Here is a 21,057-nt window from a genome sequence, read left to right as displayed (position 1 = left end):
GCGAGCTGAGGGCGTGGATGGGGGAATCGGTGGCGGTGTCGAAGAGGGCTTCGGGCCGCTGGCCGACGAGTTCGTCCGCAACTTCACCGAACGTGGCGAGATCGGCGCCGCCTTCGCGGTCTACCAGGACGGCCGCAAGGTAGTTGATCTGTGGGGCGGTTACCGTAACGGGCATCGGCGTACACCGTGGGCCGAGGACACCATGGTCACGGTCTACTCCAGTACCAAGGGAGTGGCGGGCTTGTTGATGGCCCGTGCCAGGGATCGCGGACAGATCGACTACGACCGGCCAGTCGCGGACTACTGGCCCGAGTTCGCCGCACACGGGAAGTCCAGCATCACCGTTCGTCAGCTGTTGGCCCACCAGGCGGGACTGTCCGCATTGTCACGGCCGATCACCCTCGCCGAACTTCGGAACCCGACTCTGCGCGACGCGTTGCTGGCCGATGCCACTCCGCTGTGGGCACCGGGCAGCAGGCACGGCTATCACGCCGCCACGATCGGATTCTACGAGGATGCCCTCCTGAGGCGGGTCGACCCGCGGCACCGTTCGCTGGGCACGGTCCTGACCGAAGACGTACGTACCCACGGCGCCGAGTTCTACATCGGCGTGCCCGGTGATGTCAGTCGCGAGCGCATCGCGACCATCCACGGCTTCGACAACGCCGAGCTCGCCGAGCACATCGACGAGATGCCGGTCGCGTTCGTCGCGGCCTTGAACGACCCCACCACATTGACCGGACGGACGTTCACCACCAACCAGGCCACCGCCGGTGTGGAGGCAGTCAATCAGCCGGAAGTGCTTGCCCTGGAGCTGCCCAGCGGCAACGGAACCGGCCAGGTGCGGTCGATCGCCGCACTGTATGCGGACGCGCTGAAGTGCGGGCCGTTGCTAGCACTCACCTCCGGCACACTCGACGAACTCGCCGCTCCCGCCGTGGATCCCACTGAAGGACGCCGCGATCTCGTGCTACACGTCGACACCAGCTACTCACTCGGATTCTGGAAGCCCTTCGATTCGTTCCGCTTCGGTAGCGAGGACGGCCGGGCGTTCGGCTGTCCCGGCGCCGGCGGCTCGTTCGCGTTCGCCGACCCCACGACCGGAGTCGGTTTCGCCTACGCACCGAACCGTTCTGGCTTCCGTATCTGGGACGACCCGCGTGAACTGGCTCTGCGTGAGACGCTGTTCAGCACGGTGCTCGGTCAAGCCAGCCAGCGGCCCCGGCTTTGAGTCGCACCGCGTCGGCTTGTCGAAGCCCGCTGACGCCGTGGCGAAGCTGACCGTCCCCGGGAGTGTCTGCGCGTTCGTGAGCGCGGCGAAGCAGCGCTCACCAGGTTGCGCCAGGACGAACCGTTAGGAGCGAAGCAACGGCGGGGGTGGGGAGCAGCCCAGTCTTGATCGCAGCAGTTTCGGCTTACCCCACTGAGCCAGACAGACCAGGCCGATCTCGTTGAACCGGTGAGCACATAGAGCATGGTGTCCTCGTCTGCCTGCACCAGCTAGTACTCCAGTGTGGTTTCGTGCTCTATCCAGTCGGTTCGTCTGCGGAGCGTCGTCGGTAGTGGTTGCGGCGAGCTGTCGCCTGCTGTTTTCGCCGCCAGTCGGACCAGTGCAGCAGCCTTGCCACTGACCGACTGGTGGGTTGAAGACGGCGGCAAGTAGGTGTCGGGTCTCCGGGACGGTCAGTCTGATCGGGGGGCGACCGCTGGTGAGATGGGCCGGCTGTGCAGGGCCCTCGGGCTTGATCGGAGCTGTCTCCCGAGCACGTAAGAGGTAGCCCCGCAGGAGACTTGGACCACGACCTTCATCGGTGATCAAGTGATCGTTCTCGATACCGACGGCGAGCGTCAGCACACGTCAGTCTTCTGTGAGGGCCCAAGGCCCGGATCAGCGGAGGACGTCGTGCTGACGCCGGCGATCGACATCGAGAAGGTGCTTCAACGAGGTCAGCTCCCGCCCAGCAGATCAACGGACGCAAGCGCCACCTGCTCACCTGCGCGCTCGGACTCCTGCTGGACGTGCTGGTCACGCCAGCGTCCACGACCGACCGGGACGCCGCCCAACTGCTGCCCGCAAGCGCCTGCCACAACTGTCCCGGATCTGGGCGGACGGTGGCTATCGCGGTCCTCTCCAGGACTGGGCTGCCCAGCACCTCCGCCTCGTGCTCGACGTCGTCCGCCGCAGCGACGACGTCAGCGGCTTTGAGGTCCTGCCCCGGCGCTGGGTCGTGAAAAGATCCCTCGCCTGGTTCCTGCAAAGTAAGCGTCTGGTCCGTGACTTCGAACGGCGCCCCCGACACCAGCGAAGCCGTTATCCGATGGTCGATGACCATGCTCATGAGCCGCCGCCTGACTGCCCGACATCAGCAGCGTCCCGCTCCAGCACGCACGGCGTGAACCGGCCTGGTTTCTCCTCCACCAGCCAGCCCCGTTCCACCAGCCGCTTCAGCCGGGCCCTCGCCCCCCGCCCCGGGAAACGGACGCTGTCCTAGTCCAGCACGACCGCCGCCCGCCTGGCCCCCAGCCCATCGGCTCCCGCCTCCAGTGCGGCGGCCATCAACGCCCGGTAGTCCACCGACAGATCCTCCACACCGGCCGCGTTCTCGCCGCCGGCGCCCACCAGTTCGACTTCGAGCTCCTCCACCCGCACCACCGCGGCTTTCTACCGCGCTTCCAGAACCTCCCGCATCGACGGCATCCGCCACCCCCACAACATCCCGACTGACAACGAGCCGAGACTTCCGAGGCAGCCGTACACCCATACCTGACCAGCGGAATCCGCACACGAGGTTCGGAAAGAGAACGGCCTCTAAAGAGATGGCGCAGTGTATTGCGAACCAGCCGGAGCAATGGGTCACGGGGCGCAGTCGGCGCTTCGACCAAGACCAGGGCCAGGCGGGTCCTTATGCCGCTGTAACACGCTTATCCTGCTGCAAACAGCGGACTGCTTGTGTCTGGGGCATGAACTTCGTCAAGCGCGCCGGAACGAGCCTTGGTGCCAGAAAGTCCAAGACCGCCGCCCTCCTGGCGATCTTCACGGTCATCTGCACCCTGCTCTTTGGCGGTTTCCTGCTGCGGGCCGCCGCCGCCCACCGGGAGACCGACGCGCAACACACCATCGGCGTTGACGTCACGGTCAAGCAGAAGGGCCTCACCTCGGCTCTGGCCGACCGGCTGGGCGCCTCGGACATCGTGAACCGCTACACCCCGCAGCTTCCGGTACGTGCCGCGGGCGATGGACTCACACCCCTGACATCGAAGGTGTCGAAACCTGACGGCGAAACCAGGGACAAGGACCCGGGCCCGCTGGCGGTGAACGGCGTCCGTGACTCGGGCATGCTGCTGCCCTTCTCGTACGGCTCGATGAAGATCGTGGCGGGGCGAGGCATCACCCCCGAGGACAGGGGTCCAGGCGTCGCGCTGATCGAGCAACGCCTGGCCGACAAGAACCACCTCGAGGTAGGCGAGACCGTCCAGGTGCGATCGGCCGACGACAAGCGCACAGCGGCCCTGACGATCGTCGGCGTCTTCCAGGACCCGACACAGGATCCCACGGGGTGGACGCCACCGCACGAGCTGCCCGGCAACGCCCTGTACGTACCGATGGGCACGGCACAGGAGCTCGGTACCCGTGGCGCAACGGTCAGCGAGGCGGTGTACAGAATCGGCTCACCGGACCAGGCCGAGCAGTTGCACGCCGCCGCCGAGCGGCTGCTGGGCGCGGGCAGCTTCGACTTCCACGTCAACGACAAGGCGTACAAGGACCAGGTCCGCCCGATCCAGCAGGTCGGCACGTTCGCGGGACTGATCGTCTGGGTGATCGCCCTTGCCAGCGCGCTGATCCTCGGCCTCATCGTGACACTGCAGATTCGTGAGCGACGCGCCGAGCTGGGGGTCCTGCTCGCGATGGGCGAGAAGAAGTGGAAACTCATCGGCCAGCATGCCGTGGAGGTGGCGGCCGCAGCCCTGCCCGCCGTCGCGCTCGCTGCTCTGGCCAGCCAGCTTGCAGGACAGCCCGCGGGGGATGCGCTCCTCGGCCGACAGGACGCCAAGCCGACCTCGGCGGCCCCCGCGCCGGATGCCGAGATGACCCCGCTCACGGTACGGGTCGAGCCGGCCACCGTCGTGAACGTCGCCGGCATCAGCCTCGGCATCTCCCTGGTCTCCACCGTCGTCCCGGGCATCGGAATTCTCCGCCTCCACCCCCGCTCCATCCTCCTCGACACCGAATAGCCCCCGCCCGGCACGACCGCGAGTGCCAGAAAGTCGACCTTCATGAACTTCGTCAAACGCGCAGGGCTCAGCCTGTGGGCCCGCAAGGGCCGCACTCTGATCACCCTCTCCGCATTCCTCGTCATCTCCGTGATGGTGCTGGCCGGCGTCCTGATCAGCGACGCGACCGCGCAGGCCGAGCAGGACGCCAAGCGCTCCGTGGGAGCCGAGGTCAACCTCACCATGGACATCGACCAGTTGGTCGGTGGCGGCGGAATGCAGGCTCCACGTGTCGACGCCGCGACCGTCGACAGGCTCGGAGCTCTGCCCCAGGTACAGAAGTACACCTACTCGATGTGGGACCGCGCCATCCTCAAGGGCAAGTACACGCTGGTCGGCGGCGGGCCGATCGATCCCATGGGCCCCGGCGGAACCGTGGGCACAGGCGTCCTCGACACCTCGCTGCTCCCCGACTTCCGCAGCGGCAAGTTCACCCTCCTGTCCGGTGAGCACCTCACGGCCGCCGACAAGGACACCAAGCAACTCCTGATCGAGGAACGCCTCGCCAAACAGAACGGCCTCAAGGTCGGCGACAAGATCACCCTGACAGGCAACGACGAGAAGACCACGGCCGACTTCACCGTTGCCGGCATCTACCGCGACCCGCGCCCCACCACCGAACCCGACCCTCAGTACGAAATCAACCCTGCCAACATGCTGTACGGAGCGGTAGGCGGCCTGTCCGCGCTCAGCTCCGACGGGAACGGTCCGCTACAGGTCGGCAAGGCGACCTTCCTCCTCAAGGACGCCGACGTACAGGCCGCGTTCAAGGACGAGGCGAAGCGAGTCACGGGCTCGGCGCTCGACGGCTTCAAGCTGGACGCCAACGACAAGGCCATCCAGCAGATGACGGGCCCGCTCAAGAGCATCCGCTCCACCGCCACCCTCGCCATGTGGCTCATGGCCACCGCCGGCGCCGCCGTCCTGGCACTCCTGGCCAACCTCGCCGTCAAGCAGCGCCGCACCGAGTACGGCGTCCTTCTGGCCATGGGCGAGAAGAAGAGCAACCTCATCGCGCAACAAGCCCTGGAGACCGTCCTCGTCGCGGCACTGGCCATCGGCCTGAGTTCCGTGTTCGCCCCGAGTCTGACCCAGAGCGCCGGCCAGGCACTGCTCGGCCAAGAGGCCACCGCCGCCCAGAAGAAACTCGACTCCTGGCAGGCACCGCCGCCCGGCAGCACCGGCCTCGGCGCGGGCACCGACTGGGACGACAAGCCCGTCGAGAACGCCGATCCCATCGGCAAGATCGCGGTGGCGCTCGACCCGGCAGACCTCGCCACCGTCGGCGGCATCGGCCTCGGTATCGCCCTGCTTGCCACCGCCGTCCCGGCCGGCGCCGTACTGCGCCTGAGCCCCCGCACCATCCTCACGAAGGGCAAGTGAACCCACCATGACCGCCGCCACCGCCGCGCCGCCAGTCCTGCGGCTCACCGACGTCAGCCACACCTACTCCAGCCAGCGCCGCAGGACCACGGTGCTCAAGAACATCGACTACGCCTTCGAACGCGGCATCTTCTACACCATCCTGGGCCCCTCGGGCAGCGGCAAAACCACCTTGCTCAGCCTCGCTAGCGGCCTCGACACCCCCACGCGAGGCACCATCAGCTTCGACGGACGGAACCTCACCGAACTCGGCCTCGGCCGATACCGCAACCAGCACGCCGCCACGATCTTCCAGCAGTACAACCTTCTCACCTACATGACCCCCCTGCAGAACGTCACCACCGCCATGGAGATCACCGGCGCCAAACCCGCCACCGGCAGCCGCCGGGCCCGCGCCTTGCACCTGCTCGAACAGGTCGGTCTCGACAAGGCGACAGTCACCCGCAATGTGCTCCAGCTCTCCGGCGGCCAGCAGCAGCGCGTCGCCATCGCCCGCGCCCTCGCCTGCGACATCGACATCCTCTTCGCCGACGAACCCACCGGAAACCTCGACAAGGACACCGCCCAGGGAATCATCGACATCTTCCGCGAACTCGCTCATGAGCAGGGCACGTGCGTGGTCGTCGTGACCCACTCCCAGCAACTGGCCGCCCAGTCCGACCGGATTCTCAACCTGCGCAAGGGCAAGCTCACGGAGCAGGTGAACACCCGATGAGGACACGTGCGCTGCTGGTGGCGCCCGCTCCAGTACCGACCCTGGTCCTGAGCGTCTGCATCTGCGACTCGGGCGACTCCCCGAGCGCCGAAGACCAAACGACGGCACCGCAGAAACGGCCCACCAGCGGTGTGCGAGCCGGTTCGGGTGAGGTGGCGGGTCATGAGGTCGATCATGGCGACCTGGCACGCCGCCTGTGGGAACGCTGGGAGGATCTGCCGGGCTGAGGGCTGCTGTGCGGCGGGTGATCAGGCCGCTGGGCCGATTTCGCGGCGGGTGATCCGGCTCGGCGTCGCTGAGCTGCGGTGTGATACCCGTGGCCGGCCGCCACGGCGCCAACACAGCCCCTCTCCCCGGCCCTGCCGGTTCCCTGAGCCATAAAGCGCGTGCGCACACCAGCGAGGTTCAGACGGCGCCGTGACGGCGGCAACCGGTGAAGGGGGGATTGGCGATCCGTGGATGTCGAGACGTGTGGGCGGTAGAAATGAGCGCCTGAGGAGGCACACACGGTGACGCGGGACGCATGGTGACCGATCAGACGGACTGGCGGAATTCCTCCGGCGTCGCAGGAAGTCGCTGCAACTCGACGACATCGACGACAAGCGGACTGCGGCCGGAGGAGGTGGGCACACGCTGCCACATGCCGATCGACTGCTACTCGTGGTTCAAGGGGAGCGCGAACCCCAGCCCTCGGAGCAGATGATCGGATCCCTCACGCAAGGACTCCACTTGGCCCACGACGAGCGCGACCACATCTTCCGGCTCATCGGACAGGCCTGCCCCTGGGGAGCGCGGACGGCGAGCAGACATCCCGGCCTCCTGCGCATCTTCAGCCGCCTGTACGACACGCCTGCGGAGATCGTCATCGAGCTCGGCGAGACACTGCGGCAGACCGCGCCCGGCATCGCACCCGCCGACGATCCGGACGTCTGTAGCGGCCGTCTTGCAACTTGACCACCAATGGCTCGTCGCCCCCGCCATGCACCGGCTTCACTCCCTACGACCATCCGTTCCCCACCCGCATGTCCCCATGGCAGGCGGCCTGTTGGCCACTGTCACCATCGCGTCCCGGTTTCCGGCGAAAGGCAATCAGCTTCCATGAACGGTGCAGAGACTGTCCTGCGCACACTGCTCAACAACGGCGTGGACGTTTGCTTCGCGAACCCCGGCACATCCGAGATGCAGTTCGTCGCAGCCCTCGACGACCATCGGGCCATGCGCGGCGTCTTGTGCCTTTTCGAAGGGGTGGCGACCGGGGCCGCCGACGGCTACGCCCGCATGTCCGGTCGGGCTGCTGCGACGCTGCTCCACCTCGGCCCCGGCTTGGCCAACGGGCTGGCGAACCTCCACAACGCCCGTCGCGCCCACGCTCCAGTGGTCAACATCGTCGGAGACCACGCCCACTCGCACAAACGACTCGACTCCCCTCTGGAGTCCGACATCGATGCCGTCGCCGCGACAGTCTCCAGCTGGGTGCGCAGACCTGCGACCTCGTCTGACATCGGCCGTGACACCGCCGAGGCCGTGGCGGCAGCGCTGAGCGCCGGGGCGGCCGACTCCCCGGACCGGTCTCACACCGGCACCTCCGGCGCGATCTCGACCCTCATCATGGCGGCCGACCTGTCCTGGGAAGCGGGCACCCCGCCCGCGCCGCACCTCCCGCCCGCGCCGCTGCGGTCCGTACCCCGCGCCGACTTGGACGCCATCGCCGCCGTGATCACCGGACCGGAGCCCGTCGCCCTTCTGATCGACGGTGCCGGACTGAGCGAGCCCGGCCTGCAAGCTGCCGCCCGGATACAGAAGGCCACCGGAACCGCCACCTTCTGCCCCACTTGGCCTGCTCGAATACGGCGCGGCGCAGGCGTCCCGGCGATCCAGCCCCTGGGTTACCGGGCCGAAACCGTCGGCCAACAACTCGCCGGCATCGAGAATCTCGTTCTGGTCGGAGCCCGCGAACCGGTGGCTTCGTTCGCCTATCCGGGCCGTCCGGGCGTCCTGACCCCGCCGGGAACGAATGTGCACCGCTTCGTGCCGGACTCGGGTTTCAACGTCGTTGAAGCGCTGAACGAACTAGCAGACATTGTCGCGCCGGGCTCTCTCGAGACGCTGCCCGTCCCAGACGCTCTGCCGGACATCGTGGATGAGCCTCTACGCACTGAAAACTGGGCACAGGTCATCGGCGCCCTGCTTCCCCACGAAGCCATAGTCGTCGACGAGTCCATCACCGAGGGGATGAACACCCTCGTGCCGGCAACCGCCAACTCCGCACCGCACGACGTGCTCGGGCTGACTGGCCTCGCGATCGGCCAAGGCATCCCCGTGGCAGTCGGCGCGGCCATTGCCTGTCCTGAGCGGCCGGTCGTCTGCCTGCAGGCCGATGGGAGCGCGCTCTACACCATTTCCGGACTATGGACTCAGGCCCGCGAGAACCTCAACGTGACCACCGTCCTACTCAACAACAGCTCCTACGCCATCCTCCGCGCCGAACTGGACCGGGTCGGTGGCAACCAGGCGGGGCCAGCCGCCAGCGCCCTCTTCGACCTGAGCCGACCCGACATCGACTTCACCGCCGTGGCCACTGGTATGGGCGTCACCGCCACCCGCGCCACCAGCACGACCGAGCTTGCCGAACAGTTCTCCACCGCCCTGGCCACACCCGGACCACACGTCATCGAAGCGGTCCTTAAGCCCGTTTGAAAGAACGCGGTCATGGGCGTGATGGCGCCTGGACACGGCCACGACGCAGTGATGATGCCTCCGCACGAAGTGGTGCACGACACTTGTACGCGGACACGACGCGGGCCAGGTTCTTTCTGGTGACGAGGGTTTGCTCGCTCGCCTCTGTCGGCTGCCCTCCTTTCTCGCCTGCGGCATGCCGGCGAGCACGCACGACGGTGGAGTCGACCGACACCGGACGCAGCCGATGTCGACCGGCTGCGTCCCGCTCCGCCTGCCTCACCTGTTCGCCGCGCCGCTCGCAGACATCACGACGACGCAGCCCGCCCTCGGTGGCAGCCCGGCTACCTTCCTTCGGCTCCTAGCTGGCGCAGGAGACTGCGGTTGTCGGTGCGTACCCACTCCTCGATGAGGCGTCCCCGGTCGTCGAAGCGGAATATGTTGATCAGGTCGAACACGATGCGTTTACCGTTGGGTGGTAGTGGGCCGGCCGGTGACAGCGTGAACTCGCGGGCGAAGGTGCCTTCGATCCATGTCTGACAGGCCAGGTGGTCACCATCGGCCACCACGATGCCGCGGCGGATCGAGCGGTCGACGAAAGCCTCGCGCACGGAGGCGAAGTATGCGGTGAGCCCGGCGAAGTCGGACTCAAAGCCGTCCGGCCCGTGGAAGCGGAATTTCTCCGTGTCGAAATACGTCGCGGCCTCGACCGGATCCTCGCCCGATACCTCCAGTTCACCCGCCCGGATTAGGCGTGCGACTAGTTCATCTCGAGTGAATCGTTGTGTCATATCGCCAGCCTGCCCCCGTTTAGCCATGCAGTCCAACGATGATTTCGCACCATTTCCATGACGAACACGCATGTTAATCTCGCGGCCATGGTCGAGTTCACCCTTGCGGGTCTCCGCGTCGTCCACCAGGTCGCCGCCGCGGGATCGTTCACTCGAGCGGCCGAGATGCTCGGCTACACCCAGTCAGCGATCTCCCGCCAGGTCGCCGCCATGGAGGCAGCGGCCGGAGCGCCGATCTTCGACCGTAGACGACGAGGTGTGGCTCTTACCCCGGCAGGCCAGGTGCTCGTCCGGCGCGCGACGGAAATCCTCGCTGACATGGCGGCGACCGAGCTGGAACTCGCCGGCTTGCGCGACCGGCTGGCGGGTCGCCTCACGATCGGCGCCTACCCTTCCGCGGCCATAGCGTTGGTCCCGCGAGCGATGGCACAGGTGACCTCTGGCCACCCGGGTCTTGCCGTGGTTCTGGAGGAGGCCTCGACTCCCGCACTGCTCCGGCGGCTGCGGACGGGCCGGCTGGACGTAGCGGTGATCGGGGTCGGCCACGGCCTGCCGGATTACGACCTGAGCGAACTGAGACAGACCACAGTGCTCCAAGGTGACCTTCTGGTGGCACTTCCGGACACTCACCGGTTCGCGGGCCAGGCTGGCATCACCGTGCTGGACCTCGCCCAAGAGCACTGGATCGCCGGAGACGGGACGGCGGGCGAGCCGCAGTTCGGAGCCTGGCCCACCCTTTCGAATCCTCACATCGCCCACACTGCACGCGGCTGGTCGACACGCCTAGGCCTGGTCGCGGCCGGCCTGGGCGTCACGGTCATCCCCTCCCTGGCCCTACCCGCCCTGCCGAAGGGTGTACGAGCCCTGACCGTCACCGACAGCTCGTGGTCCGGACGCGCCACTGTCGCCGTGACCCGACCGTGCCCTTCCCCCCAGGATCAGGCGATGGTGACAGCCCTACAGCATCAGGCCGCCTGTCTCCACAACGCCTGACTCCGGGCAGGAACCGCTGGAAGGATCCAGTCGAAGCGGTCATCGAGCTTCTCCAGGATCCGGTGGATCTCGCAGGAGACGCCCGCGATCCGGTGCTCTGCGGGCCACTTGCTGGCTCCGGTTGAGGCGGACCTGGTTGTAGGAGACGCCGATGTCCTCGGCGTACAACTCCAAGGTCTCCCGCACTCCGAGCAGTCCTTCACCGGCCGCTGCTAACGAACCATCGTGCGGCCGGATCGGCTCGATCTCCAAAGCATGGCCACCGATTTTGAACGGGATCTGCGTATCGATCTCGACGAGCTTCCGGTCCTCGGCGATGATCTCCTCATATCGCCCCGGAGACGCTCCCGACCTTCGTGTTCGTCGGCATGAGGCCCACCAGCCCTCGGCACGGAAACGTCGACACTCCCTCCCCTGGCGACAAGTCCCGGCCTCTACCCGCAGCATCCTGCCGCACGAGACCCATGGCAACCCACAGCAAACGCTGTTGCGTACAAGCAGAACACGGGACCGGTTCTGAGTGCTGAAACGGCCAGTCAGAGACTGACTACAATCTTCCCCCGGGTTCAGATGGACCCCGTACTCAGCGGCGTTCATGTCGGCGAGGGTCACCACCCGCTCCGCGGTGCTGGCGAGGTCCACCAGGTCAGGCAATGAACCGGACCCGACACAGTCCAGGACGAGGTCCACTCCGCCGAGTGTCAGGACACCTACCCACTCTGGCAGGCCGGGGCCGTAGGTCGTCGGTTCCGCTCCGAGATCGGCGAGAAAATCATGATTGTGCGGGTTGGCGGTGCCGATGACCGTCGCGCCGCGGGCCACCGCAAGCTGGACGGCGAGCGTGCCCACCCCGCCGGCCGCGCCTTCGATTAGCAGGGTGCTGCCCGCCCCGACCTTCAACAGATCGAGAGCACGCGCGGCGGTCTCCACGTTCACGGCGACGCCGCCGGCCCGCTCCCAGCTCAGAGTGTTCGGCTTCAGGGCCCAGGCGGACAGCACGGCGTATTCGGCGTCGGCGCCACCGAGCTGGCCAAGCTCGGTCAGGGAAACGATGCCGAAGACTTCGTCGCCCGGCCGGACATCGTCGCCCCCGCGCTGACCTCGTCGACGACCCCAGCGGCGTCCACGCCGAGCACGTGCGGCAGGCGGACCGGCATCATGTCGCGGAACTTCCCTGAGCGCAGGCCGCAGTCGGAGGGAGCAACGCCAGAAGCGGAGCCGGCGCGGGACACCTTGAGCACCCTGCAGACCCGCTGCACGCCGAAGTCAGCGCGCTTCTCGGAGATGAAGTCCCAGCGGCAGGGCCTCACTTCACTTCTCAGGCGAAATAGGCCGCTCCCCGGTGCAGGATCTCGCGCTCCAGCTACCACTCCTGCTCGGCCTTGAGCATCCGGGTGTTCTCCGTCCTCAGCCGGGCCAGTTCCTCCGCCGCGCTCACGCTGCCATCGGGGTCGTCGGGCGCGGCCTGGGCCTCGTCCTTGCGCACCCAGGTCCGAAGCGACTCCGCGGTGATACCGAGACCCGCGGCAACCGCCGCATACGTCCGCTTCCCGGCCGCAGCGCGGTAGAGCGCGACGGCGTCCTTCCTGAACTCGGGGCCGGTTTTGTCGGTGTAGGCGTGCGTGCGCCTGCCCGCGATACGCCAGGGACCGGACTATGTTCCTGGGCACACTGCCGCCGGGCCCCTGGGGCTCAGGCCGCCGACCGGAGCCCGGCGGGACGACGCCGGAGAGCGGTCTCGAGCAAGGCCGGAGGCCGGTATTCCTGGTCCAGCGCGGTGACGTCGGTGCCCGGCGGGACAATCTCGTCGATTCGGTCGAGGAGGTCGTCGGACAGCTCGACGTCGGCCCCGGCCAGAAGGTCGTCGAGGTGTTCCATGGTGCGCGGGCCGAGGAGCGCGGCGCTGACGCCCGGGTGAGCGATGGTGAAGGCCATGGCCAGGTGGGTCATGGGCAGGCCGGCCTCCTTCGCGAGCGGGACAAGCTGTTCGACGACGTCGATGCGGCGCTCGTCGGACAGGTGACGGGAGAACTGGACACGCTTGAGGTCGTTGTCACCGCCCTTGCGCACCCGGCCGGTCAGCAGGCCCTGGCCGAACGGGCCCCACACCATGACGCCCATGCCGTACTCCTGCGCGAGCGGCAGGACCTCCCGTTCGATGCCACGGTTCAGGATCGAGTACGGCGGCTGCTCGGTGCGGAACCGCTGCAGCCCGGCGCGTTCGGCGACCCACTGGGCCTGGACGATCATCGAGGCGGGCGTGGTCGACGAGCCGATGGCGCGCACCTTGCCGGCTCTGACGAGGTCGGTCAGGGCGGAAAGGGTCTCCTCCAGGTCGGTGTCCGGGTCGGGCCGTTGGAGCTGGTAGACGTCGATGTGGTCGGTGCCGAGCCGGTGCAGGGAGTTCTCGACGGCGGTGGTGATCCAGCGGCGGGAGGCGCCCTTCTGGTTGGGGCCCTCGCCCATGGGCAGGCCGACCTTGGTGGCCAGGACCACCTCGTCGCGGCGGCCCTTCAGGGCTCTTCCGACGATGTCCTCCGAGTCGGCGTAGCGGTCGGCGGTGTCGATAAGGTTGATCCCGGCGTCGATCGCCTTGTGGATGATCCGGACCGACTCGTCCGGGTCGTTGCCCATCTGGCTGGCGAACATCAGCGTGCCGAGTCCGTAGGGGCTGACCTTGATCCCAGTCCGCCCGAGGTTGCGGTACTCCATGAACGTGCTCCTTCGGCGCAGAGCGGCGGGTGGGTCCCCGCCGGCCACCGGCCGTCGGCCGGTACATCCACCGTCTACGGATCCGCGAGCATCAACCAGTACCCGCCGCAACCGGTGGACCCGCAGTACCACGACGGGACGCGGCCGATCGGCGATACTCGGGAGATGACCGGAACCACGGATCTCGGTAGGGCGTTGCACGCCTGGCGGGATCGCACGAAACCGGCCGAGGTCGGCCTGCCGGACGACGGAGGTCGGCGCGCGCCAGGCCTGCGGCGTGAGGAGCTCGCTCTGCTCGCTGGCTTGTCCGTCGACTACATCGTGCGGCTCGAACAGGGCAGGTCGACGAATCCGTCCCCGAAAGTACTGTCCGCGTTGGCTCGGGCCTTGCGGCTGGCGACGGCGGAGCGTGAGCACCTTTTCGTGCTCGCCGGTCAGGCGGTGCCGAGCGCCGGGCAGATTTCCGATCATGTGCCGGCAGGCGTCCAGCGCCTGCTGGACCGACTGACCGGCACACCGCTGAGTGTGTACGACGCCGCCTGGAACCTCATCACGTGGAATCCGTTGTGGGCGGCACTGTTCGGTGACCCGCCACCGTCACGCGGCTTCGGGAGGAATGCGGTGTGGTGGTCCTTCGTCGCACCGCCCGCCGGATACCCCCAGGCGATGAGCCGGCAGACGGGTCACCGCGCGGCCTTCGTGTCCGACCTGCGAGCGGCGTCGGCCCGCTATCCGAAGGACGCCGGACTGGCCGCACTGATCGATGAACTGCGTACCCGGAGCAGTGACTTCGCGGCGCTGTGGGATGCCGGCGTGGTGGGTGTGCATGAGCCCCTGACCAAGACGGTCCGGCACGCGAGCGTCGGTGAGCTCACCCTCGACTGCGACATCCTCGCGGCGCTCGGCACCGACCTGCGGATCATGGCCTTCAGCGCGGCGGAGGACAGCGAGACCGCCGAGCGGCTGCGGTTGCTGGACGTCGTCGGCGTCCAGGCGCTGACGGGCGCCGGAACGGACACATGATCGCAGGGCGCAGTCCCGACCCGCCGCAGACCATGAAGAACCTCGTCATCGCGGCCGGCCGGACAACCGCTCGGCCAGTGTCCTGACGGGAAGGACCCCGACCGGGCACAGAACGCCGGGGGCGCGTCCGTGACCGGACACAGCTCGGCAGCCCGTACACCGGAGAGGTACGCGATCTTCGTCATGACGTAGTCGCGTCAGGCCACGGCGTACTTCCGGGCGTACGGCAACTGCTCCCGCCAGCGGGCGAAGAACTCCTTCATCGCCGTCTGTGAGGGCGGGATCCGCAGCCCGAAGTCCCCACGGTGGACAGGCCTGTTGAGCGGGCCGACCGGGGTGACTCCACGGTCGCTCCGAACCGCATCATGATGTCGCGGGCGTAGCGCTGTTCGAGGAAGGCGAAGAACGCGTCGATGTGGTTGAGTTTCTGCCGGTGCGTGTTGTGGGCGCGCTCCCTCGGGTCGGCGAAGTACTTGTCGACCTCGCGCGGGGTCAGGTGCCAGGGCACGGTGCCGTAGTAGTCGCAGACCTCGATGACCGGCTTGATCAGCTGGTCGATCGTCGACGGGGCCAGCCCAGCTGAGTCCCGGGCCTACTGGTAGTTGGTGAGGGCGTCGACGAAGAAGCTCTCCTCGTCATGGGCGGACATCCGGGCATGGCAGCGCCGTTGTAAGAGTGACGACGTCGGCCGAACCGGTCTCGACCGGACCTGATCCCTTTTCCGCGGCGCGCGGCGGCGGCACGAGGATGAAGGTGCGACCTTCGGAATCTGACACAAGTGCAGGGACTACTGCAGTCTCAGCGGACTCCTCCAAGTTACTCGCAAATTCCTGGAGATCACGAAACAGGCGCCACGCAGCCCGCAGAGCACCTTCTCCTCTCTCAGAAGCCCTCGGGGAACTTGCACCTCGTCCACCAGTGCCTGGCCCATCCGCTGGCATCCGGTCTGTCCTGGGGCTCTCCGCGGGCGGTGCGCTTAAGGGCGGATCGTCAGGCCCTGCCTAACACGGTCCGGTTCCCCGACACTCGAACGTACCGGACTGCGCCGCTGCCTGGCGGCGAGCGGTTGATCGCATGAAATAGCGCGTTACCAGCTACCAGCGTGCCCGGGGCAGGGATGACAGCGGAGGAGTCGACTGTCCGCCGTTGCCTTGCGGTTCGTGTACGTCATGACGAAAGGGGCCACTGACATGGCCGATATCAGTGAGACGGACCTGCCAAACAACTGGGGCCGTTGGGGAGCGGACGACGAACTCGGCACCCTCAACCTGATCACCGATGAGGTGCGTGCCAGGGCTGCCGCCGAGGCGCGGACCGGTCAGTGGGCGTCACTGGCACAGCCGATCACGCCGAGCGCGATGTTCTTCAGCCCGTTCTCGCCCGAGACGATCGACGCGTCGCCAGTGCAGCAGATGGTGTCTCACACCGGTGGACCGGTGGCAGCCGATCTGTCGGTGGTCTACCACCACCACTGGAAGTCGACGCACCTCGACGCGCTCGCACACTGGTCGACCGATGGCCAGGTCTATCCGGGCCGAGCCAGGGAGCAGGTCGTCACTCCCGTGGGCATCACACACGCATCGACGGCTGCTTTCGCCGCGGGGATAGTGACCCGTGGGGTCCTGCTCGATCTGGCCGTCGACGGACCACTTCCCCCCGGCTATGCGGTGACGTCACACGACTTCGAACAGGCCGAGAAGCGGCAGGGAGCCCAGGTGGGTTCCGGGGACGCACTGGTGGTCCGACTTGGCTGGACGGGCCGCGCACCTCACGACACACCGAGCCCGGGTATCAGCATGGACGCGGTGCGGTGGATGCACCGCCGAGGGGTCGCCATCCTCGCCCCGGACAGGGGCGACGCGCACCCTCCCCTGAACCCGGACGAGCCCGCCCCGCTGCACGGGGTAGCACTCGGCCGAATGGCGATGCCACTGATCGACGTCCCGCAATTGGACGACCTCGCGGCGTTGTGCACGCGACTAAAGCGCTACAGCTTCCTGCTCACCGTCGCCCCACCCCGCATCCACGGCCTGACCGGCGTACCGGTCAACCCCATCGCGATGTTCTGACCGAACCACCCCCGGCGCCCTCCGAGATCCTCGGGCACTCCACCCGCCCGCCCAGGGCGGTGGTCATGGCAGGGCTGTCAGCTGCTGAAGGGCAGGGCGGCCATGGTCCGGTTGCAACCACCACCAATCCGTCGGCCCGGATGCACACCCCGCAACGCCGTTGTTTCCGGGTGCGGTTCGACGTGGTTCGCCTCGCCCCAGTGGAACCGTTGCCTCCTGCCGTGGCCGTAAGCGTTGAATCGTAGCCGAGGTGTCTGCTAGGCAGATTGGTCATCGGGCGGACCATAGGAAGATGCTGGCGATCCAAACCAAACTGCCTAGCCGATCTCGGTGGTACCGCGTCGGTGCGCCAGCTGGTTAAACAGGTACGAGAGGCCATCGACGGTCCGCTTGATGTGCTGGTGCACAACGCCGGTGGCGGGCGCTTCGCGCCGGTTCACCCTCTGCGACGGCAGCCCTCTCACCCTCGACTGAGCAAAGGCACCACCAAGCCCGCCATCAGCGATGACACGTGCTTAAGAGAGCGTTTATCGACGGCCTGAGCGACCTTGGGTGCGCCCCTCTTCGCCGCCTTTCTCCTTTGGAAGGGGAGTCTGGCCCAGAACGCCGTGACCCAGCCAGCCCTCAACAGCCCCTGTGGCGAGGTGCGGAGTCCACCGTCTACTGGCTCGTGTACTGCAATGGTGGAGTTCGCTCGCGCCGTACCACGCCGCAGCCACCGGCGCCTGCGCAGTTGCGAGGCGAGTCCCTCTCCTCGGATGACATACGGCGTTACAGCCGTAAGCGTTCCCGAGCGCCGCTATTCGAGCTTGAGCATGCGCTCCGCCGGTTTCGGTCGGCTGGCGCACGTGTCTACGCGGAGCGGCAGGCTGCCTCGGTGAATCGCACTGGTGGCATGGACGACAGGCGCCAGCCCGCTGCTGGAGAGGTTGCCTCCCCGTGCGCGGGGGGCGATCCCGCAGGCGGGGCGAGGCGCTACCCTCACGCCGAATCTGGTGGGCGGCGGAAACCCCCTTCAGGGCGGCTGGGGCGCCGGACAGTAGGACTACCCGGCGCCGGTGCGTTCCAGGAGGGGCGGATCGCCAGGCCGTGGCTACCTTCGAACGCACAGGTTAGAAACGAGGCAGAACATGCCGCTTGGTCATGTCCCGCGGGGTGGTGTAGTCACGGCAGCTGTTTCGATTCCGGTTGTGGGGTGATCTCCGGCTCGGGCGGGGTCGGCTGGGTGGTGAAGAGTTCGGCCATGGAGGCTTCGGAGAGGTAGCGGCGGTCGAAGACCTGCCACTCGTCGTGGAGTTCGGCCAGGACCGCCGCGGCGAGCCGGTCCAGGGCGGCAGGGTTGGGGAAGACCTGAACGACGTCGGCCCGCCGTTTGATCTCGCGGTTCAGCCGCTCCAGCGGGTTGGTTGACCAGATCTTCTTCCAGTGCGCCGACGGGAAGTCCGCGAACGCCGTGATGTCCGGTGCGGCGTCCAGCAACATCTTCTTGACCTGCGGGAACTGTCGTCCGAGCATGTCAGCGACCACGTCCAGCTGAATGCGGACCTGTTCGGCGGTGGTCTGCGCGAAGATGGTGCGGATGGTGGCCGCCACCATCTCCCCGGAACCCTTTTCGATCACCGAGAACACGTCGCGGACGAAGTGAACTCGGCAGCGTTGCCAGGCCGCGCCGAGGAAGACGGTGCGGATCGCGGCCACCAGGCCGCTGTGGCTGTCGGAGATGACCAGCTGGACGTTCTCCAGGCCACGGGCCCGCAGACTGCGCAGGAACTTTGTCCAGAACGGCTTCGATTCGCTGTCGCCGACCATCACACCGAGGATCTCGCGGTGCCCGATGGCCGAGATGCCGGTGGCGATGACCACGGCCTGCGAGGCGATCCGGTGGTTCACCCTGGCCTTGCAGTAGGTGGCGTCCAGGAAGACGTAGGGGAAGACCGTGTGATCCAGCGGCCGTTCCTTGAACGCGGTCAGTTCCTCGTCCAGCTCACCGCAGATCCGGGAAACCTCGGACTTGGAGATCCCGGAGTCCGCGCCGAGTGCTTTGACCAGGTCATCCACGCTGCGGGTGGAGACGCCGTGCACGTATGCCTCCATCACCACAGCGAACAGCGCCCGGTCGATCCGGCGCCGGCGTTCCAGGAGCGACGGGAAGAACGATCCGGTCCGCACTTTCGGGATCTTCAGGTCCAGGTCGCCGGCCTGCGTGGTCAGCACCCGGTGGCGGTGACCGTTGCGCCAGGTCGTGCGCGTCTCGGCGTGCTCGCCCGGGGCGGCGCCAATCATGTCGGTCGCCTCGGCCTCGATGAGCTCCTGCAGGATGCGCTCGCACACCACCCTGATTGCTTCAACTCCCTCTGCCCGACGTAGTGACTCCAGCAGCCGCATCAGCTCAGACTGGGACAAGGCCATCGCGTGCTCCTCCGGTCGAACTGCCCGTTCACCAGGGAGACTTGCGCGATGGCCTGCCTTTGTTCAGGGAGCATGCACCGCCAGCGGATGCACGCCCCGGGCAGATAGCCGCGCGTTCCGGGACGCTAGCTGGCTACACCACTTCACGGGACGCCATCTGCCGCTTGGCGCGGCAATCCTTTCCAGGCTGAAGGACATCGCTGCCTCCGGGGTGCCGGTCCGCAAGCCTTGGGTGTCCCGGCCGCGCCCGGGACGGAGGGTGCCTGTGGGGTGGGCGCGGAGGGCGGTGTCGGGCTTGGATCAACCGAACCTCCGTTTAGGGATCGTATTACTGATGAGGAGTTGACATGACAGCGGTTTTTCTACATGGCGTCCCAGAGACAAGTGTCATCTGGAACGGCGTCTGCGCACAGCTCGCGGACGAGGGAGTGAAGGCGGTAGCGCTCGACCTCCCCGGTTTCGGCACGACACGGCCCTCAGGTTTCGGTGCGACGAAGGACGACTATGCGACGTGGCTGGCCGAGACGCTGCGCGATTTCGAGGGCCCGGTCGACGTGGTCGGGCACGACTGGGGTGCCGGAATCGTCCTGCGGACGGTCACGGCGTTCGACGTTCCGGTGCGCAGCTGGGCGGTGGACTGCGGCTCCGTGTGCCATCCCGACTATGTGTGGCACGAGATGGCGCAGGTGTGGCTGACGCCTGACCGTGGCGAAGAGTGGATGGCGTCCTTCGTGGCCGATGAGCCTGCCGGGCCTGCCGCGCCCGGTGAGCCCGACTGGTTGAAGAGTGCCCTGCTGGCGGCGTGCCCGAGCGAGGCCGACGCGGCTGAGCTCAGGGCAAGCATGGACGACAGGATGGGCGGCTGCATTCTCGACCTCTACCGCTCGGCGACGCCCAACATCTTCGCCGACTGGGCTGTGGAGCTGTCCCGGCCCGCGCCCACACCCGGCCTCGTGTTGCGGGCAACCGACGACGACTCCGACGACCCGATCGCCTCCGCGGAGGTCGCCGCCCGGCTCGGGGCCCGTACCGCCGAGTTGGAGGGCCTCGGTCACTGGTGGATGATGCAGGACCCGGCGGCGGTTGCAGCGGCGTTGCGTTCCTTCTGGGCGCTCCTATAGAGGGCCAGCCATGACCGGAACTGCGGCCGGTGACTAAGGCGCCATTTCGTTTGGCGTGATCTTGCGGCAGTCTGGAGCGATGACTGTTGGACTCGTCGAGCGGATGGTGCCGGACGGCTTATGGGAGCTGTTCGAGCGTGTGGTGCCGCCGGCACCGGAACGCCCGCAGGGCGGTGGCCGACGCCGGCACGGGGACCGGGAGGTGCTGGCCGCCATCATCTTCGTGGCCACGTCGGGATGCACTTGGAACCAACTGCCGCCCGGCTTTGGTCCGTCGGGAGTGACGGCGTTTCGTCGTTTCACCGAGTGGTCCGAGGCAAGGGTGTGGGCCAAACTCCACCGCCTGGTCCTGGACGAGCTCGGCGCGCGCGGTGAGCTGGACTGGTCGCGGTGCGCCATCGACTCGGTCAGCGTCCGCGCCCTCAAAGGGGGCCGCTGACCGGACCGAATCCGACCGATCGAGGCAAGAGCGGATCGAAAATCCACCTCATCGTCGACCGCAACGGCCTGCCCCTGTCGATCGGCATCACCGCGGCGAACCTGCACGACAGCCAGGCTCTGATACCGCTGATGCGCGGCATCCCGCCGATCCGCTCCCGCTTCGGACCACGGCGCCGACGGCCAGCCAAACTGCACGCCGACAAGGGCTACGACTTCGACCACCTGCGCAGCTGGCTGCGGCGACGACAGATCGTGCCCCGCATCGCGCGTCGCGGGATCGAAACCTCCGACCGACTGGGCCGGCACCGCTGGGTGGTGGAGCGAACGATGTCCTGGCTGAACGGATGCCGACGCCTGCATCGCCGCTACGAGCGCAAGCCCGAACACTTCCTCGCCTTCGTCGGCATCGCCAGCACCCTCATCTGCTACCGCCGCATCACCAAATGAAATGG

General features: G+C 67.4%; 15 protein-coding genes and 4 pseudogenes. 12 read left to right on the top strand and 7 right to left on the bottom strand.

The window, feature by feature from the left end:
* Positions 1 to 13: 13 nt before the first annotated feature.
* Positions 14 to 1,231, top strand: coding sequence for a serine hydrolase domain-containing protein (locus tag M2163_RS46170; RefSeq protein ID WP_280897160.1), 1,218 nt, complete (start codon positions 14 to 16; stop codon positions 1,229 to 1,231).
* A 1,104-nt stretch (positions 1,232 to 2,335) separates the two neighbouring features.
* On the opposite strand, the pseudogene M2163_RS46165 reads toward M2163_RS46170, so the two are convergent.
* A pseudogene (locus tag M2163_RS46165) lies at positions 2,336 to 2,653 on the bottom strand (hypothetical protein).
* Positions 2,654 to 2,961: 308 nt separating this feature from the next.
* Between M2163_RS46165 and M2163_RS46160 the strand changes: the two are divergent.
* The 6 genes from M2163_RS46160 to M2163_RS46135 all read left to right on the top strand — a co-directional run bounded on the left by M2163_RS46160 (position 2,962) and on the right by M2163_RS46135 (position 9,067).
* Entirely contained in the window at positions 2,962 to 4,233 is a 1,272-nt protein-coding gene (locus tag M2163_RS46160; protein WP_280897159.1) for an ABC transporter permease, read from the top strand.
* A 42-nt stretch (positions 4,234 to 4,275) separates the two neighbouring features.
* Positions 4,276 to 5,655, top strand: a complete 1,380-nt coding sequence (locus M2163_RS46155; protein WP_280897158.1) for an ABC transporter permease — start codon at positions 4,276 to 4,278, stop codon at positions 5,653 to 5,655.
* Between the two features lie 7 nt (positions 5,656 to 5,662).
* Positions 5,663 to 6,370: an ABC transporter ATP-binding protein gene (locus M2163_RS46150; RefSeq protein WP_280846852.1), complete on the top strand. Its 708-nt coding sequence runs from the start codon at positions 5,663 to 5,665 to the stop codon at positions 6,368 to 6,370.
* Positions 6,367 to 6,597: a hypothetical protein gene (locus tag M2163_RS46145; protein WP_280846853.1), complete on the top strand. Its 231-nt coding sequence runs from the start codon at positions 6,367 to 6,369 to the stop codon at positions 6,595 to 6,597. Before M2163_RS46150 ends, M2163_RS46145 begins: the two co-directional genes overlap by 4 nt.
* A gap of 502 nt (positions 6,598 to 7,099) precedes the next feature.
* Positions 7,100 to 7,324 (top strand): hypothetical protein, encoded by a 225-nt coding sequence (locus M2163_RS46140; protein ID WP_280846854.1) that lies wholly within the window; start codon positions 7,100 to 7,102, stop codon positions 7,322 to 7,324.
* A 144-nt stretch (positions 7,325 to 7,468) separates the two neighbouring features.
* Positions 7,469 to 9,067, top strand: a complete 1,599-nt coding sequence (locus M2163_RS46135; protein WP_280897157.1) for an acetolactate synthase large subunit — start codon at positions 7,469 to 7,471, stop codon at positions 9,065 to 9,067.
* Positions 9,068 to 9,390: 323 nt separating this feature from the next.
* On the opposite strand, the gene M2163_RS46130 is transcribed toward M2163_RS46135, so the two are convergent.
* A complete protein-coding gene (locus tag M2163_RS46130) occupies positions 9,391 to 9,963 on the bottom strand; it encodes an ester cyclase (protein WP_280897156.1) in 573 nt (190 codons plus the stop codon).
* On the opposite strand from M2163_RS46130, the gene M2163_RS46125 reads away from it, so the two are divergent.
* On the top strand, positions 9,925 to 10,830 hold the full coding sequence (locus M2163_RS46125) for a LysR substrate-binding domain-containing protein (protein ID WP_280897155.1): 906 nt from the start codon (positions 9,925 to 9,927) through the stop codon (positions 10,828 to 10,830). The two genes, M2163_RS46130 and M2163_RS46125, sit on opposite strands and share 39 nt — an antisense overlap.
* A gap of 564 nt (positions 10,831 to 11,394) precedes the next feature.
* On the opposite strand, the pseudogene M2163_RS46700 reads toward M2163_RS46125, so the two are convergent.
* From M2163_RS46700 to M2163_RS46110, 3 genes and pseudogenes are all read right to left on the bottom strand, one after another.
* Positions 11,395 to 12,044 (bottom strand): annotated as a pseudogene (locus tag M2163_RS46700) (NADP-dependent oxidoreductase); the annotation flags it as partial.
* 6 nt (positions 12,045 to 12,050) lie between these two features.
* Positions 12,051 to 12,469: pseudogene (locus M2163_RS46115) on the bottom strand (transposase); the annotation flags it as partial.
* A 53-nt stretch (positions 12,470 to 12,522) separates the two neighbouring features.
* Positions 12,523 to 13,542, bottom strand: coding sequence for an aldo/keto reductase (locus M2163_RS46110; RefSeq protein ID WP_280846858.1), 1,020 nt, complete (start codon positions 13,540 to 13,542; stop codon positions 12,523 to 12,525).
* Positions 13,543 to 13,707: 165 nt separating this feature from the next.
* Here M2163_RS46110 and M2163_RS46105 point away from each other — a divergent pair, with 165 nt between their 5' ends.
* Positions 13,708 to 14,565, top strand: a complete 858-nt coding sequence (locus M2163_RS46105) for a helix-turn-helix transcriptional regulator (protein WP_280897153.1) — start codon at positions 13,708 to 13,710, stop codon at positions 14,563 to 14,565.
* Positions 14,566 to 14,702: 137 nt separating this feature from the next.
* On the opposite strand, the pseudogene M2163_RS46100 reads toward M2163_RS46105, so the two are convergent.
* Positions 14,703 to 15,308 (bottom strand): annotated as a pseudogene (locus M2163_RS46100) (site-specific integrase); the annotation flags it as partial.
* A gap of 426 nt (positions 15,309 to 15,734) precedes the next feature.
* Here M2163_RS46100 and M2163_RS46095 point away from each other — a divergent pair.
* Positions 15,735 to 16,634: a cyclase family protein gene (locus M2163_RS46095; protein WP_280897433.1), complete on the top strand. Its 900-nt coding sequence runs from the start codon at positions 15,735 to 15,737 to the stop codon at positions 16,632 to 16,634.
* Between the two features lie 1,164 nt (positions 16,635 to 17,798).
* Here the strand turns inward: M2163_RS46095 and M2163_RS46090 are convergent.
* Positions 17,799 to 19,043, bottom strand: a complete 1,245-nt coding sequence (locus M2163_RS46090; RefSeq protein ID WP_280848234.1) for an IS256 family transposase — start codon at positions 19,041 to 19,043, stop codon at positions 17,799 to 17,801.
* A 347-nt stretch (positions 19,044 to 19,390) separates the two neighbouring features.
* Here M2163_RS46090 and M2163_RS46085 point away from each other — a divergent pair, with 347 nt between their 5' ends.
* Together M2163_RS46085 and M2163_RS46080 are read left to right on the top strand one after the other, a co-directional pair.
* Positions 19,391 to 20,164 (top strand): alpha/beta hydrolase, encoded by a 774-nt coding sequence (locus tag M2163_RS46085; protein ID WP_280897152.1) that lies wholly within the window; start codon positions 19,391 to 19,393, stop codon positions 20,162 to 20,164.
* A gap of 79 nt (positions 20,165 to 20,243) precedes the next feature.
* A protein-coding gene (locus M2163_RS46080) for an IS5 family transposase (RefSeq protein WP_280846863.1) occupies positions 20,244 to 21,052 on the top strand; the annotation gives its coding sequence in 2 pieces (ribosomal slippage) (positions 20,244 to 20,591 and positions 20,594 to 21,052; 807 coding nt in all).
* Positions 21,053 to 21,057: the final 5 nt, after the last annotated feature.

The sequence above is a fragment of the Streptomyces sp. SAI-135 genome (genome assembly GCF_029893805.1).
Taxonomy (GTDB): domain Bacteria; phylum Actinomycetota; class Actinomycetes; order Streptomycetales; family Streptomycetaceae; genus Streptomyces.
Note: the sequence above shows the minus strand (reverse complement) of the source record. Positions and strands in the feature narration are given on the sequence as shown.